The 16,495-nt window shown below is 41.7% G+C and carries 12 protein-coding genes; all 12 read left to right on the plus strand.

Annotation, left to right across the window (positions count from 1 at the left end; all coding sequences use genetic code 11):
• Positions 1-39: 39 nt before the first annotated feature.
• The 12 genes from prfC to ABLA85_RS09330 all read left to right on the plus strand — a co-directional run bounded on the left by prfC (position 40) and on the right by ABLA85_RS09330 (position 16,477).
• Positions 40-1,629 carry a peptide chain release factor 3 gene (gene prfC / locus ABLA85_RS09275; RefSeq protein WP_367963376.1) on the plus strand — a complete coding sequence of 530 codons (1,590 nt, stop codon included), beginning with the start codon at positions 40-42 and terminating at the stop codon, positions 1,627-1,629.
• Between the two features lie 198 nt (positions 1,630-1,827).
• On the plus strand, positions 1,828-2,286 hold the full coding sequence (locus ABLA85_RS09280; protein WP_367963378.1) for a BON domain-containing protein: 459 nt from the start codon (positions 1,828-1,830) through the stop codon (positions 2,284-2,286).
• 439 nt (positions 2,287-2,725) lie between these two features.
• A complete protein-coding gene (locus tag ABLA85_RS09285) occupies positions 2,726-3,841 on the plus strand; it encodes a patatin family protein (protein WP_367963380.1) in 1,116 nt (371 codons plus the stop codon).
• Positions 3,842-4,612: a TatD family hydrolase gene (locus tag ABLA85_RS09290; protein WP_367963381.1), complete on the plus strand. Its 771-nt coding sequence runs from the start codon at positions 3,842-3,844 to the stop codon at positions 4,610-4,612.
• Between the two features lie 339 nt (positions 4,613-4,951).
• Complete coding sequence (locus tag ABLA85_RS09295) at positions 4,952-6,217, plus strand: NupC/NupG family nucleoside CNT transporter (protein WP_367963613.1); 1,266 nt, start codon at positions 4,952-4,954, stop codon at positions 6,215-6,217.
• Positions 6,218-6,655: 438 nt separating this feature from the next.
• Positions 6,656-7,435 carry a deoxyribose-phosphate aldolase gene (gene deoC / locus ABLA85_RS09300; RefSeq protein WP_367963383.1) on the plus strand — a complete coding sequence of 260 codons (780 nt, stop codon included), beginning with the start codon at positions 6,656-6,658 and terminating at the stop codon, positions 7,433-7,435.
• A gap of 132 nt (positions 7,436-7,567) precedes the next feature.
• Positions 7,568-8,962 (plus strand): thymidine phosphorylase, encoded by a 1,395-nt coding sequence (gene deoA, locus ABLA85_RS09305; RefSeq protein WP_367963385.1) that lies wholly within the window; start codon positions 7,568-7,570, stop codon positions 8,960-8,962.
• Between the two features lie 82 nt (positions 8,963-9,044).
• Positions 9,045-10,268, plus strand: coding sequence for a phosphopentomutase (gene deoB, locus ABLA85_RS09310; protein WP_367963387.1), 1,224 nt, complete (start codon positions 9,045-9,047; stop codon positions 10,266-10,268).
• 75 nt (positions 10,269-10,343) lie between these two features.
• A complete protein-coding gene (deoD, locus tag ABLA85_RS09315) occupies positions 10,344-11,060 on the plus strand; it encodes a purine-nucleoside phosphorylase (protein ID WP_367963389.1) in 717 nt (238 codons plus the stop codon).
• A 732-nt stretch (positions 11,061-11,792) separates the two neighbouring features.
• Positions 11,793-12,329 (plus strand): fimbrial protein, encoded by a 537-nt coding sequence (locus ABLA85_RS09320; protein WP_367963391.1) that lies wholly within the window; start codon positions 11,793-11,795, stop codon positions 12,327-12,329.
• A gap of 608 nt (positions 12,330-12,937) precedes the next feature.
• On the plus strand, positions 12,938-15,586 hold the full coding sequence (locus ABLA85_RS09325; protein WP_367963615.1) for an outer membrane usher protein: 2,649 nt from the start codon (positions 12,938-12,940) through the stop codon (positions 15,584-15,586).
• Between the two features lie 132 nt (positions 15,587-15,718).
• Positions 15,719-16,477 (plus strand): fimbria/pilus periplasmic chaperone, encoded by a 759-nt coding sequence (locus ABLA85_RS09330; RefSeq protein WP_367963393.1) that lies wholly within the window; start codon positions 15,719-15,721, stop codon positions 16,475-16,477.
• Positions 16,478-16,495 lie beyond the last annotated feature (18 nt).

Below are 16,495 nucleotides of genomic sequence, written 5' to 3' on the forward strand. Positions count from 1 at the left end.
ATGGTAGTTATCCGCGCGTAGACTAGAAGATTTCAATTAATGTCAAATTCCTCATTCTTGCAAGAAGTCGCGAAGCGAAGAACCTTTGCAATAATTTCTCACCCCGATGCGGGTAAAACGACTATTACTGAAAAAGTATTGCTGTTCGGACAGGCGATTCAAAAAGCGGGAACGGTAAAAGGCCGGGGTTCCAATCAGCACGCTAAATCGGACTGGATGGAGATGGAAAAGCAACGTGGTATCTCCATTACCACCTCGGTGATGCAGTTCCCTTATAGTGATTGTCTGGTTAACTTACTGGACACTCCGGGGCATGAGGATTTCTCCGAGGATACTTACCGTACTTTGACTGCGGTTGACTGCTGTTTGATGGTAATTGACGCTGCAAAAGGTGTTGAAGACCGTACCCGTAAACTGATGGAAGTCACCCGTCTGCGTGATACGCCGATCCTGACATTCATGAATAAACTCGACCGTGATATCCGCGATCCGATGGAATTGATGGATGAAGTGGAAAACGAGTTGAATATCGCCTGTAGCCCAATCACCTGGCCGATTGGCTGTGGTAAATCATTTAAAGGGGTTTATCATCTCTATCAGGATGAAATTTATCTGTATCAATCTGGTCAGGGGCATACGATTCAGGAAGTCCGGGCTATTAAAGGGTTGGATAACCCTGAGCTGGATGCGGCAGTTGGTGAGGATCTGGTTAATCAGTTACGTGAAGAGCTGGAACTGGTCAAAGGTGCATCACACGAATTCGATCTGGATGCTTTCTTACAAGGTGAATTAACCCCGGTATTTTTCGGTACTGCACTCGGTAATTTTGGTGTTGATCACATGCTGGATGGCCTTGTTAAATGGGCACCGATGCCAATGCCTCGTCAGACTGATGCTCGTGAAGTCACTGCAAAAGAAGAGAAGTTCACGGGTTTTGTTTTCAAAATTCAGGCTAATATGGACCCAAAACACCGTGACCGTGTGGCATTTTTGCGTGTTGTTTCTGGTAAATACGAAAAAGGCATGAAACTGCGTCAGGTGCGCATTAAAAAAGATGTGGTTATCTCAGATGCGCTGACCTTTATGGCCGGAGATCGTTCCCATGTCGAAGATGCGTATCCGGGAGATATTATTGGCCTGCACAATCATGGCACGATTCAGATTGGTGATACTTTTACCCAGGGTGAAGAGCTGAAATTCACAGGCATTCCAAACTTTGCCCCTGAATTGTTCCGTCGTATTCGGTTGCGTGACCCACTGAAACAAAAACAATTGTTGAAAGGTCTTGTTCAGTTATCAGAAGAAGGCGCAGTACAGGTATTTCGCCCACTAACCAATAACGACCTGATCGTTGGGGCAGTGGGTGTACTTCAGTTTGATGTCGTTGTTGCTCGTTTGAAGAGTGAATATAACGTTGAAGCGCTGTATGAACCTGTCAACGTTTCTACTGCACGTTGGGTAGAGTGTAATGATGTCAAGAAACTGGAAGAGTTCAAACGCAAGAATGAGCAAAATCTGGCACTTGATGGTGGCGATAACCTGACTTACATTGCACCAACCATGGTTAATTTAAATCTGACCAGTGAACGTTATCCTGATATTGTTTTTCGTAAGACACGGGAACACTAATATTTTTTCGGGGCTAACAAATAGTTGGCCCTTTTAAATTTGTTACTCCATTCCAAAATATATTGGTTATGCTTTATTTGAAGCATAATTTCTGGCTTAAGAAAATATACGTTATTTATTGTAAAGCCCATTTCTTCCCCATAATTTGATGATATATCATCTTTTGACAATTTGGCTTAGTTAAGGGAAGGTCGTAGGATGAAAAAATCAACGTTCACACACTCACTCCTGGCCGTTATTTTAGGTTCGGTTTTAGGCTTGGTATTGATAAATGGCAGCGTATCAGCCGCAGAAACATCTTCAGGCAATACTACAGAAGGTAATTCTTTAGAAAAGAGAATATTAGAAGATAAAGCGTTAGAAAATACGGGCCAGAAAATTGATAATGCAATCAAGAATGCAGAGGAAAAAATTGATAACTCACTGAAAAAAGTAGGTAATTCTATTGATGATAGTGTAATTACTGCCAAAATAAAAGAGAAGTTGCTGGAATATAAAGGGATCAATAGTAATGATATTTCAGTGAAAACGAAAAAAGGCGTAGTTTCTCTTTCCGGTTTTGTCAAAAATGAAGAACAGGTTAAGCGAGTGATCAAAGTTGCCCATCAAGTAGATGGTGTTAAGTTCGTCAATAGTACGTTAACTATCAAAAAATAATGTGTATTTTGATGGAGTGGCAGATAATAAGCCACTCTTTTTATTTCTATTCTCCAAATAAAATCCAACCTGATTAAGCGAGTCACTTTTCAAGAAGCACAATATGTGCTGTCTATTCAGAAAGTAAGCAAATGCTTGCCTGTTTGTGAATTAATCTTCATTATCTAATGCAAGTTTTATAAGCACATTATTTTTACAACCACAATTGTTTTTACAACCACAATAGTTCTTACAACCACATTGTTTTTTACAAGTACACTGTTTTTTACAAGTACACTGTTTTTTACAAGCACTTTGTTTGCATAACAATATACTGATAGATAGTCATATGCCCAATGGATGTCAAGAGATGTCGCAATCAACAAAGAGACAACTTGAAAAACGAAGGGTATAACTCAAATTGCATCTTGAAACTGACATTGACTTTTTAGGGGGGACTATGGGGAAACATATTCCGATTACGCTAGGTAACATAGAGCCGTTAGCTTATACATCACGGATTAAAGCGGGAAAAATTGCACTTGTCTGTGAAGGTGGTGGGCAGCGGGGAATTTTTACCGCGGGTGTATTGGATGAATTTCTCCGGCTTGATTTTAACCCATTCGAATTATTTCTTGGTACTTCCGCAGGTGCCCAGAACCTTTCTGCTTATATTTGTGGTCAGAGAGGATATGCCCGTAAAGTAATTAAAAATTATACAACTAATGCTACCTTTTTTAATCCGTTGCGCTTTGTCCGGGGCGGGCATCTCATCGATCTGGATTGGTATATTGATATCGTTTCTGAAAAATCACCCTTGAATATCCCTATTGCGATGCGGCATTTTGATGCAGGGCGTGAATTCTATATGTGCGCCTGTCGAGCAGATGATTTTGAAGCTAATTATTTTCATCCTGAGGAAAAGAATTGGATGGAGATTATAAAGGCTTCCAGTGCCATTCCTGGCTTTTATCGCAATGGCGTGGCGCTTGATGGCACTGTTTATCAGGATGGTGGCATTTGTGATGCGATCCCGGTAGAAGAGGCTTATCGTCGTGGTGCAGATACCATTGTGGTGGTCAGGACAGTGCCTGCACAGCTCTATTACACGCAACAGTGGATTAAACGCATAGAGCGCTGGCTGGAAAGCAGTAGCTCACAAAAGATGATTCAGATGTTGAAGTTGCATGCTAAAAGTTACTATCGGACACAGCAATTTATTGAAAATCCGCCGGATGATGTGCAGGTATTTGAAATTTATCCACCAGCCCCATTAGCGGCAATGGCACTGGGAAGCAGGATCAGTGCATTGGATAAGGATTATCACTTGGGGCGGCGTTGTGGGCGGTATTTCCTGGCCACCATCGGACATACTTTTGTTGGAGGTAAATTCGGGTTGGCAGAACGTAAAAGTTATGGTGTTTGTCGCAACGGTTTAAATCATGAGGGAATGAACCGTAATGCTTTCAGGCACAATGGTTTTTTGGACGATATGAATAGCCCGGAGATTGAGGCAACAGAAGTGAATGATATTACCCCGACTCCACTGACGGGAACTACCATGATGGATAAGTAGATGTTTATCGATACACATTGCCATTTTGATTTTCCTCCTTTTGCTGATGATGAAACAGCAAGTCTAGTGCGTGCCAGACAAACAGGGGTAGAAAAAATCATTGTCCCGACAGTCAGTCAGTTGAATTTTCAACGTGTTGCCGATCTGGCCGCTACCTATGACGCAATTCATGCTGCGTTTGGGTTACATCCCTTGTATATCAATGAACATCTTGAGGTGCATCTGGATGAACTGGAACGGAAACTCAAGGAAAAACAGGCTAACTGTGTAGCGGTAGGTGAAATCGGGCTTGATCTGTATATGCCTGAACCTCAGTTTGAAAAGCAAAAAAGACTCTTAGCAGCGCAGCTCATGCTGGCCAGCAAGTATGAATTGCCTGTGATACTTCACTCCCGCAAAAGCCACGATCAATTGGCAGCAATGTTACGGAAACACAGTGTGCCACGTACCGGGGTGATCCACGGTTTTGCCGGAAGTTTGTCTCAGGCACAGGCTTTTATTCGTTTGGGTTTTTACATTGGTGTTGGTGGAACTATTACTTATGAGAGAGCAAAAAAGACGCGAGATACGATCGCACGATTACCACTGTCATCTCTTGTGTTAGAAACGGATGCACCTGATATGCCCTTATCAGGGTTTCAGGGGCAACCAAACCGACCAGAAAGAGTTGTTCAGGTTTTTTCTGCATTGTGTGAATTGCGTTCTGAATCTGTAGATGAAATTTCCCGCCAAATTTATCAAAATAGCATGACACTGTTTGCATTAAGCTAGTTTCTGTTGAATAAAAATCAGGCCATTTTTGTCAGGTAAAAGATGGTCTTCCGTTTTAAATAAATATTAATAATATTAAACTGGCATTATCTTCTTATTTCTCCCTTTTTTTCCGCAATATTATCTAATCCCCAATAAATAGTGTGGTTATATGTGATATAGGTCTCATTTTCTGTTTTTATATTACTTTTTGCTGTATTAATTTGTGATGTTAGTTGCTTGTTCTTTTTTACTACTAGGTATAATCGCCTCCACACACAGTGTCAGTAGGAACTTACAAATTAACTGACATATTTCTAATTCATTTAGTGAACAGGGATTCTTCCAATGCAACTCATTATGAGCCTGATAGGGATGGTAGTGCTGATTTTTATCGCAGTACTTTTCTCCAGTAATTACCGAGCTATTAAAATCCGCACTGTCCTCGGCGCCTTTCTTATTCAGGTAGCTATTGGGGCATTTGTACTTTATGTGCCGGCAGGTAAAGACATTCTGGGTGGAATGTCAAAAGGTGTTTCCAATGTAATCGGATATGGTCAGAAGGGAACTGATTTCATCTTTGGTGGATTGGTTTCCGACAAAATGTTTGAACTGTTTGGCGGCGGTGGCTTTATCTTTGCACTGCGTGTTCTGCCGGTCATTGTTTTCTTCTCTTCTCTGATTGCAGTTCTGTATTACATTGGTGTTATGCAGCTTATCATCAAAATTCTTGGTGGTGGCTTGCGAAAAGTGTTGGGAACATCTCGTACAGAATCTCTGTCCGCAACAGCGAATATTTTCGTAGGTCAGACAGAAGCCCCTCTGGTTGTTCGTCCTTATATCGCGACCATGACTCAATCTGAACTGTTTGCTGTTATGTGTGGTGGTCTGGCTTCTGTAGCAGGCTCTGTATTGGCAGGCTACGCATCCATGGGCGTTCCATTGGAATACTTGATCGCAGCTTCATTCATGGCAGCACCGGGTGGCCTTTTGTTTGCAAAACTGATGGTGCCAGAGACTGAAAAAACACACGATACTGTTGATGCAATGTCTCTGGTTACTGCTCAAGAGCGTCCGGCTAATATTATTGATGCGGCGGCATCTGGTGCGGCATCTGGTATGCAACTGGCTCTGAATGTAGGTGCAATGTTGTTGGCATTTACTGCATTGATTGCTTTGTTGAATGGTATGCTAGGTGGCATCGGTGGTTGGTTTAGTTATCCTCAATTGTCAATGGAACTGATTCTGGGTTGGGTGTTTGCACCAATTGCTTATCTGATTGGTATACCGTGGCATGAAGCAACAGTTGCAGGTTCTTTTATTGGACAGAAACTGGTTGTGAATGAATTTGTTGCATTCATGAGCTTTGGTGAATACCTGAAACCAGATGACGTAGTTAAGGCAGCAGGTCTGCAAGTACTTTCTGATCACACCAAAGTGATTATTTCTTTCGCATTGTGCGGCTTTGCTAATTTGTCTTCTGTTGCCGTTCTGCTCGGTGGTCTGGGTGGTATGGCACCAAACCGCCGCGGTGACATTGCGCGCTTCGGTCTGAAAGCCGTATTGGCTGGTTCACTCTCTAACCTGATGAGTGCCACAATTGCCGGATTTTTCTTCTCGCTGTAATAGTTAGAGAAGTCTAATTAGAAAACATCTACTAAATTAGATGCAGGGGAGGTCAACTCACCTGCATTTTATTTTTCTCAAGGTTAATTATTGTGATTAGTATCGCAATTAAATGATAATTAATGCAATTCTCATTTAATTAATGTGAGTTTTCACACGCATTATTGTGCGTTTACATGTTCAAATAATGATGTTCTAAGATTTCATGGAGTAAGCTAATGCCTGTCGGTGCAGGATAAGCTAAAGAAAATCAAACTAAAGAAATAAGTGCGGAGAAAAGGAACTCTGTTGTTGCTGAGAAATAGAATCATCGCAACATCTTCAAGGAACCAAGTCCGCTCGCCAACATAAGAACTTACTAATCATTCAGGATAATTATTCAGCATAAGTGTTTAAAGAATGTGTGAACTGATTGAATCACAATCGTTGGAGAGTTTTATGACCGATTTAACCGCAGCGGCTCAGCGTGCGCTGAGTTTGATGGATTTAACAACACTCAATGATGACGATACTGATGAAAAGGTAACGGCACTTTGTCATCAGGCGAACAGCCCGGCAGGGCATACCGCAGCTATCTGTATCTACCCACGTTTTATTCCGGTTGCACGTAAGGTATTAAGTGAACAAGGAACGCCTGACGTTCGTATTGCCACTGTCACCAACTTCCCGCATGGTAATGACGATATTGATATCGCACTGGCGGAAACCCGTGCAGCCATTGCTTATGGTGCTGACGAAGTGGATGTTGTTTTCCCTTATCGTGCACTGATAGCGGGTAACGAACAAATTGGTTTTGATTTGGTTAAAGCCTGCAAGGCTGCCTGCGCTGGAGCAGGTGTCTGGCTAAAAGTTATTATTGAAACTGGCGAACTGAAAGAGGTTGATCTGATCCGCAAAGCATCTGAAATATCAATTAAAGCGGGAGCAGATTTTATTAAAACTTCAACCGGAAAAGTCCCCGTGAATGCGACACTGGAAAGTGCAGAGATCATGCTCAGCGTTATCCGTGATATGGGGGTAGGGGATACTGTTGGATTTAAACCTGCGGGTGGTGTGCGTACCGCAGAAGAAGCAGCACAGTATCTGGCTTTGGCAGATAGAATCATGGGTGATAAATGGGTAGACTCCCGCCATTTCCGTTTTGGTGCTTCCAGTTTATTGGGGAGCTTATTGACAACGTTAGGGCATCAGGGACAAAAACAAAGTAGTAGTTATTGATAACCCATATTTAGAACCATTATTGATTGAAAACAATCGTTATTGAGATCAATAACAACATATGAAGGTTAGCTAAGATAAGGTTCATTACTGCCATTCTTTTCAGATAATAATGATGATTGGGAGGTAGCTTTGTTTCTGGCACAGGAAATTATCCGCAAAAAGAGAGAAGGTTATCCACTGAATGAAGAGGAAATCCGTTTCTTTATTAACGGTGTGTGTGATAACACAGTATCCGAAGGGCAAATCGCTGCATTAGCGATGACCATTTATTTCCAGGATATGACGATGGAGGAACGTATTGCTTTAACATTGGCAATACGTGATTCCGGTACAGTTCTGGATTGGAATAAATTGAACTTGCCTGGTCCAGTTGTCGATAAACATTCGACGGGTGGGGTGGGCGATGTAACATCCCTGATGTTAGGGCCGATGGTAGCAGCATGTGGAGGTTACCTCCCGATGATCTCAGGGCGCGGATTGGGGCATACCGGAGGAACGTTGGATAAATTAGAATCCATTCCTGGTTTTGACATCTTCCCTGATGAACCTCGTTTTCGTGACATTATCCGGGATGTTGGCATTGCGATTATCGGTCAGACCCATTCATTGGCACCTGCGGATAAGCGTTTTTATGCAACACGTGATATTACTGCTACTGTTGACTCTATTCCACTGATTACCGCCTCTATTCTGGGCAAAAAATTAGCTGAGGGATTAGATGCCTTAGTTATGGATGTGAAAGTAGGTTCCGGGGCATTTATGCCAACTTATGAGCAATCGGAACAACTGGCGGAATCTATCGTCGCGGTAGCTAATGGTGTGGGTTGCAAAACGACCGCATTGTTAACCGATATGAATCAGGTGCTGGCGTCCAGTGCGGGTAATGCACTGGAAGTACGTGAAGCGGTTCAGTTTCTGACGGGAGAATACCGTAATCCCCGCCTATTTGAAGTCACTATGGCATTGGCTGCTGAAATGCTGGTATCAGGTAAATTGGCAGAAAACCGTGACGTTGCATATCGTAAGTTACAGGCAGTTCTCGACAGTGGTAAAGCAGCGGAAGTTTTTGGACGTATGGTTGCTGCGCAAAAAGGGCCAGCCGATTTTGTTGAAAACTATGCGCATTATTTGCCGACGGCCTCTTTCAGCAGACCTGTATTTGCTGAAAAGCGTGTTATTGAAAAACAATGCATTGTGACAGAGATGGATACCCGAGCTTTGGGGATGGCCGTGGTGACGTTAGGGGGTGGCCGTCGAAAGGCCACGGATACGATTAATTACAGTGTGGGGCTGAGTGATATTATTGCACTTGGTTCAGAAGTCAACACAGATACCCCTCTGATGACGATCCATGCCAATAGTGAAGATGAGTGGCATGTAGCGGCGGAGGCTGTGCGTAAGTCGTTTGTTCTACAACATAAAGCGTTACAGCCGGTGGATGCTTCACAAAAGACGAATGTTTTGGCAGCATCAAATGTAGGAACGAAAGTCGCCACACAGATGGTTTATCGTCATATTAGTTGATAAACCGACATAGGCACTAAAAATAGAATTTAATAGCTGGCAGTTTCCGCATTGATAGCGTGAATTGACGCAGGAGAAAATTATGAAACGTACATTCATCATGGTATTGGATTCCTTTGGCATTGGTGCGAGTGCAGATGCAGACAGATTTGGTGACAAAGGATCTAACACCTTAGGACATATTGCAGAGCAATGTGCCCGTGGTGAAGCTGATATCGGCCGTCAGGGATTGTTGAAGTTGCCGAATCTGAGCCGCTTGGGGCTAGGTAAAGCGGCAGAAGAATCCAGCGGGACTTTCCCGATTGGTTTAGACAAAGATGCCGACATTATTGGTGCCTATGGCTATGCAAGTGAACTTTCTTCTGGTAAAGACACGCCATCAGGTCATTGGGAAATCGCTGGTGTTCCGGTTTTGTTCGATTGGGGCTATTTTCAGGGTTTAGAAAACAGCTTTCCGCAGGAATTACTGGACAAGCTGGTTGAGCGAGCTAATCTCCCAGGTTATTTGGGTAATTGTCACTCTTCCGGTACAGTTATTCTGGACAAACTGGGAGAAGAGCACATGGAAACCGGTAAGCCGATTTTCTACACCTCTGCGGATTCCGTTTTCCAGATTGCTTGCCATGAAGAAACATTCGGTTTAGATAAACTGTATGAATTATGTGAGATCGCCCGTGAAGAACTGAATCTCGGTGGTTATAACATCGGTCGTGTTATTGCCCGTCCGTTTGTGGGTGATAAAGCGGGTAACTTTCAGCGTACCGGTAATCGCCATGATTTGGCAGTTGAGCCCCCTGCCCCAACCATTCTGAAAAAACTGGTTGATGAAAAACAGGGCGAAGTGGTTTCCATCGGCAAGATAGCCGATATTTACGCTAATGTTGGTATTACCAAAAAAGTGAAGGCAACAGGGATTGATGCTCTGTTTGATGCTTCATTGGTTGAAATGGAACAGGCCGGGGATAACACAATCGTGTTTACCAATTTTGTTGATTTCGACTCATCTTATGGCCATCGCCGTGATGTGGCAGGTTATGCGGCAGCGCTTGAACTATTCGACCGCCGCTTACCGGAGATGCTGAAACTGGTTAAAGAAGATGACATTCTGATCCTGACGGCTGACCACGGCTGTGATCCGACCTGGGCAGGCACGGATCATACTCGTGAGCACATTCCAGTACTGGTTTATGGGCCAAAAGTGAAACCTGGCTCATTGGGGCATCGTGAAACATTTGCAGACATTGGTCAGACAGTGGCGAAATATTTCAACCTGACGCCAATGGATTATGGTAAAGCGATGTTCTGATTTTTCCGGGGAAGTCATTGGCTGCCCCGATATTTACCTATTTTTAATTACTTAATAAAAACAAGGAATCAATTTATGGCTACCCCACATATTAATGCTGAGATGGGCGATTTTGCTGATGTTATCCTGATGCCAGGTGACCCACTACGGGCAAAATACATTGCGGAAACATTTTTAGAAGATGCCCGTCAGGTTAATAATGTTCGTGGTATGTTGGGTTTCACCGGTACTTATAAAGGCCGTCGCATTTCAGTGATGGGTCACGGTATGGGCATTCCATCCTGCTCCATTTATGCGAAAGAGCTGATTACCGAGTTTGGTGTCAAAAAGATTATCCGTATTGGCTCCTGTGGTGCAGTGAGTAAAGACATTAAAATTCGTGATGTTGTGATTGGTATGGGGGCCTGTACTGACTCTAAAGTCAATCGTGTGCGTTTTAAAGATCATGATTTCGCGGCAATCGCTGATTTTGATTTGGTTCGTAATGCCGTTGATGCCGCTAAAGCGAAAAATATTAATACACGTGTTGGCAATATCTTCTCTGTAGATCTGTTCTATACCCCAGATACCCAATTGTTCGATATAATGGAAAAATACGGCATTCTGGGTGTTGAAATGGAAGCAGCAGGTATTTACGGTGTTGCGGCTGAATTTGGTGCAAAAGCACTGACGATCTGCACTGTTTCAGACCATATTCGCACAGGTGAAAAAATGACTGCTGAAGAGCGTCAAACAACTTTCAATGACATGATTGAAATTGCACTTGAATCTGTTTTGTTAGGTGATAATTAAAAAAGCCTAAGTAATTTTAATCCCTGATTAAAAATAAAAGCTCTTCTCAATAATGGGAAGAGCTTTTTTGTTGCTTAAATTAATACCTTATTTAAACAGATTGGTTAAAAATGACTCTCATCTATTTATTCCGTTGCCATTTTATTCCACATTAATTCACCTGTAAAAAGAATGGAGAAATTAATTTAACAAAAAGTAAGTCTTTTAAATAAAAATAATAATTTAATTATAATATAATTAGCTTGTTAATTTTATTATTTGGATAAATAGTTTGTTTTTATTTTGATATAAGCCATAAAGACAATAGTAAAAACTATATTTAATAATTATCTTGATATAATTATATGATTATTTTTTTCGGGAAGATAAAGTTGCTCAATAAAAACACACAAACTAAGATTCTGAACTATTCATCTTTGTTCGATACAATTTAGGAAAATAACCCAAATTCACAAAATTGACAGTAAAATATACTACTGCTTATGGGTGCTTTTTGATAAAAACTCATATTTCATACGCAGTTAAGGAGCATTGCCAGTTTTATCGGCTGAAATTTGACTTAAGGATTTTTGTGTAGAATGATACTGCCGGTTTGGTTTATTTGAATCAGTCTAGCTATCTGTCAAAAAACTAAATAGTCATTATCCTGAGTATCAGAAATTAATTTCTGTACTTCGGTTTCTCTTTTTATATAAGTCTGTCATTTTTTAATTAAAAGGTATAAATTCGATTATGAAAATGAATAAATTGGCAATGATCTTAGGTTTTGGTGTGGCTTTAACCGCAGGTGCTGCAAATGCGGCTAACCAGGGTAATGGTACGGTTACATTTACTGGTTCTATCATTGATGCACCTTGTTCAATTAAAAATACCAATATTGCAGTTGATATGGGGGCTGTTTCCAGCCACATCTTGAAAAAACAAGGGCGTTCAGAATCTAAACATTTCAAAATTGAATTAGAAAACTGCACTACACAGACTCTGAAAGGTGTAGAAACGACTTTCACTGGCTCTATGGCTAGTGGTGAGCCAGGTTATTTAGGTATTGAAGGAACAGCGAAAGGTGCGGCAATTGCTATTACTGATGCTGGTAATAACAGATTGCCTCTGGGAACAGCAAGTAAACTATTATCTCTGCACGAAGGTAACAATGATTTGCAATTTGCAGCGTACCTGCAAGGTACTAATTTAAGTGATGAGAAAGGTGAAAACTTAGTTGTCCCTGGTAACTTCACTGCTATTGCTAACTTTACATTAAATTATCAATAATACTTTTACTGACTGATAATTTTGGTAATTGAACATCAGGAAATTCATTGCTATTGATTTACCGGGTTTCTTGATAGTGTCTTTAGGGTATTTCTGGGAACTAATATGTTAGCAGGACATAATTAGAATATTCTATAATGTGCTTTGTCTTATTGATATAAATCAATATTATTGTCAAATTAGTCAGCAGAGTATGGCATTAATAGCATTATTCCCATAGAAGTAATTTGAAATACCCTTTTTTATTGATTTAATCTATGGTGTTCTCTATTGGTGGTATTCGGAAAATAAAGATATTTTGCCATGTTAAGTAATTTTTAATGGCTACCGATGGTGACATGTTTTCTCTACTTCCCGCTGTACGGTAATTCAGTCAATCACAAACAGAGAACGTAATATATTATGGATAAGCAGGGCATGTGGTTACCCCTGCAATCCCCGGTATCTGTAGGATCCTTAAGTGAGAGCGATGAACTTTAATGATGCGATCTATTAGGCGATAGTCCTATACGCATACAGACTTGGCAGTATCAGACAACAGCTAATTTCAAATTGGGTTATTAACGATTCATTGCTCAGAGGATGTTATGGCTTTTTTTTCAGATTCTATGAATCATTATTTTTCTTCTATTAATAAAAAAAAGAACAGTAATAGGATAAACACCTTTAATAAAAAATACGTGATTAATAAAAAGAAGATAACGAATAAAATACAAATAGAACACTTAATATCCGGAATTAAACCTCTTTCTGTTTTGATACTGTTTGCGGTATCCGGTATTCAGATCGCCTATTCTAAGCCAATTGAATTCAACATTGATGCGCTGGATATCACTGAACGTAGCAATATTAATTTAGAACAATTCTCTCGGGCAGGCTATATCATGCCAGGGAATTATATGATGGCTGTTCGGATGAATAAGCAGGAATTCCCAGATACCCATTCTATCGATTTTATTGCTTCGGCTGATGATTCGAAAGGGAGTGAAGCCTGTATATCTCCCGAATTAATCAAACAAATCGCTCTTAAACCAAAGTGGGTGGAAAAATTAGGTTGGCAGAATGATGGAAAATGTCTTGATCTCAATACACTACCGGGTATGTCGGCCAGGGGGGATCTGGCCACCTATACGTTGTATCTGATTGTTCCTAAAAGCTATCTGGAATATGACTTGCCGGATTGGGACCCTCCTTCCCGTTGGGATGAGGGAATAACCGGATTATTGTTTGACTATAACGTTAATGCGCAAACATCGAAACCGACTCATGATCGTAATAACCAACAAATAAGTGCTAACGGAACGGCGGGCATGAATTTTGGTGCATGGCGTTTTCGGGCTGACTGGCAGGCCAGATATCATCGTTTCAAGACCAAACATGATAAAGCAGACAACTCACATCGTTCAGGTAGCAAAGAACGCCGTGACTGGGATTGGAGCCGATACTACCTGTATCGTGCACTTCCTCATTTAGAAGCGAAGTTGACGTTGGGAGAGGATTACCTCAATTCAAACCTCTTTGATAGCTTCCGTTATACCGGTATCAGTTTGGTGACTGATGAGAACATGTTGCCGCCGAACTTACGTGGTTATGCTCCTGAGGTTACTGGTGTCGCGAGAACCAATGCCAAGGTGACGGTGAGTCAGATGGGGAGAGTATTGTATGAAACTCAGGTTGCGTCAGGGCCATTCCGAATTCAGGATCTCAGTGATGCAGTGTCAGGTGCTTTGGATGTCAGAGTTGAAGAGCAGGATGGAAGTGTACAACAGTTTCAGGTTAATACGGCAACGATCCCTTACCTGACACGCCCCGGACGTGTGCAATACAAATTGGTGGGTGGACAATCTACCAATGATAAGCATCGTCGTGAAGGGCCAGCCTTCGGTCTTGGAGAATTCTCCTGGGGGATCAATAACGGCTGGTCATTGTATGGTGGTTTCTTGGGAGCAGGTGACTACAACGCTTTATCACTGGGGGTTGGTCGTGATTTGATGGTATTAGGTGCGTTGTCGTTTGACGTGACGGAGTCAAGAGCAAAATTGCCGGGAGAGAGAAAAACCTTTACCGGGGGATCTTATCGTTTCAGTTATTCGAAACGTTTTGATCAATATAACAGTCAGGTGACTTTTGCCGGGTATCGTTTCTCTGAACGTAACTTTATGAATATGGGGCAATATATCGACCGCCGCTATCGCAACGTTTCTTCCGATAGTGGAAAAGAGATGTATACCATGATGTTTAATAAACAGTTTACAGATATTGGCCTCAGTGCTTACCTCAGCTATAGCCATCAGACCTACTGGAATCGGTCAGCAAACGATTACTATAACGTATCTCTGACTAAGTATCTTGATATTGGGCGTTATAAAAATATCAATGTGAACCTGTCAGCTTACCGTAACAATTTTGACAATAAAAAAGATGACGGTATGTACCTGAATCTTTCTATTCCGTGGGGAGAAAGTAGCACCCTTAGCTATAACGGAATGGCCAATCGTCAGGGAAATTCCCATTTGATAGGTTATTTTGAGCGTCTTGATGATCGCAATAACTATCGCCTATCAGCAGGTACGAATATTCATGGTAAGGCATCAGCAAATGGTTACTACACCCACTATGGTGATCGGGCATTACTGACTGCCAGTGCCAGTTATCAGGATGGTGGCAATACTACCGCAGCACTCGGCTTGCAGGGGGGAGTTACTGTCACTGCCAATGGTGCAGCTTTGCATCGCACTAATATGTCTGGCGCAACCCGCCTGATGGTGGATACAGAAGGTGTTGGCAATGTTCCTGTCCGGGCATTCGGTTCGGCAGTATATACCAACCATTTTGGTAAAGCTGTGCTGGTAGATGTAAACAATTACTACCGTAATACCGCAAATATTGACTTAGACAAATTACCGGACGATGTAGAGGCATTGCGCTCTGTTCAATTGGCAACGTTGACAGAAGGTGCGATTGGTTACCGTAAATTTCAGGTCATATCAGGGCTCAAAGCTATGACAACTATTCGTTTGCCTGATGGTTCATTCCCCCCTTTTGGGGCATCTATCCTTAATGCAAGCCAACGGGAAATCGGGATTGTCAATGATGACGGATATGCCTATCTGACCGGAATGAACAAAGGTGAAAAACTGAAGGTGCATTGGGATGGACGTGCTCAATGTGAGATTACTGTGCCAGATGAAATTTCAGCAGATTATTTAACTGCATTTTTGCTACCTTGTCAGTTTTTAAAAGATGAAGATAAATAAAATGTAATAAAAAAATCCATTTAGTTGATCTTTAATAGAGTATTGCGTTGCTTTATTTGGCATAGGTATACCGATATTAGTCGGCACCGGCAATATCAATATGATCTTTTTTGATTATAAGCAGATGACACTATGAAACTGAAAAAAATTCTAATGATGGCGGCCATAACGGTAACAAGTTTAATGTCAGTACATCAGACAATGGCGGCGATAGCATTGGATCGTACCCGCATTATTTTTAATGGGAATGAAAAATCTGTCAGCCTGAATATTGAAAATCAACATCTTGATTTGCCGCATTTAGCACAGGCATGGTTTGAAGATGATAAGGGAAATAAGATCAACAGCCCACTCGTCGTGATTCCCCCTGTGCAGCGTGTTGAAGCTGGAGCGAAGAGCCAAATCAAGATCCAGACACTGCCCGCCGTGGCCCAGTTGCCACAAGATAGAGAAAGTGTGTTTTATTTCAATGTTCGTGAAATACCACCGCGCAGTGAGAAACCAAATGTCTTGCAAATAGCTTTACAAACGAGAATCAAATTGTTCTACCGCCCGGAAGCAATTATCGCACGTCGTATTGATCATGATAATCCGTGGCAGGAAAAACTGACTTTAAGTCGTCAGGGAAACCAATATGTGGTGAACAATCCAACCCCTTATTACATCACGATTTCAGAAGCTTCAAATAAGGTAAATGGTAAAAGTGTAGACGGTTTTAAGCCCTTAATGCTGGCGCCTAAAAGCAGTGACAAACTGGGAGGAACGGTTAGTTCATTCGGTAAGCAACCGGTACTGACTTATGTTAATGATTATGGTGGACGCCCACAGTTAACATTCAACTGTAGTGATAATACTTGTGTAGTGACAAAGGTTGTAGATGAAGGGAACTGACAGACTCTTGGTAGTCAT

Source organism: Xenorhabdus sp. SGI246 (genome assembly GCF_040838225.1).
Taxonomy (GTDB): Bacteria; Pseudomonadota; Gammaproteobacteria; order Enterobacterales; family Enterobacteriaceae; genus Xenorhabdus; species Xenorhabdus indica.

Bases quoted from the DNA above. Each gene is read 5' to 3' on its own strand.
- ABLA85_RS09325 (WP_367963615.1), top strand. From the start codon at position 12,938: ATGAATCATTATTTTTCTTCTATTAATAAAAAAAAGAACAGTAATAGG.
- deoD (WP_367963389.1), top strand. From the start codon at position 10,344: ATGGCTACCCCACATATTAATGCTGAGATGGGCGATTTTGCTGATGTT.
- ABLA85_RS09330 (WP_367963393.1), top strand. From the start codon at position 15,719: ATGAAACTGAAAAAAATTCTAATGATGGCGGCCATAACGGTAACAAGT.
- ABLA85_RS09320 (WP_367963391.1), top strand. From the start codon at position 11,793: ATGAAAATGAATAAATTGGCAATGATCTTAGGTTTTGGTGTGGCTTTA.
- deoB (WP_367963387.1), top strand. From the start codon at position 9,045: ATGAAACGTACATTCATCATGGTATTGGATTCCTTTGGCATTGGTGCG.
- prfC (WP_367963376.1), top strand. From the start codon at position 40: ATGTCAAATTCCTCATTCTTGCAAGAAGTCGCGAAGCGAAGAACCTTT.
- ABLA85_RS09285 (WP_367963380.1), top strand. From the start codon at position 2,726: ATGGGGAAACATATTCCGATTACGCTAGGTAACATAGAGCCGTTAGCT.
- ABLA85_RS09280 (WP_367963378.1), top strand. From the start codon at position 1,828: ATGAAAAAATCAACGTTCACACACTCACTCCTGGCCGTTATTTTAGGT.
- ABLA85_RS09290 (WP_367963381.1), top strand. From the start codon at position 3,842: ATGTTTATCGATACACATTGCCATTTTGATTTTCCTCCTTTTGCTGAT.
- deoC (WP_367963383.1), top strand. From the start codon at position 6,656: ATGACCGATTTAACCGCAGCGGCTCAGCGTGCGCTGAGTTTGATGGAT.
- ABLA85_RS09295 (WP_367963613.1), top strand. From the start codon at position 4,952: ATGAGCCTGATAGGGATGGTAGTGCTGATTTTTATCGCAGTACTTTTC.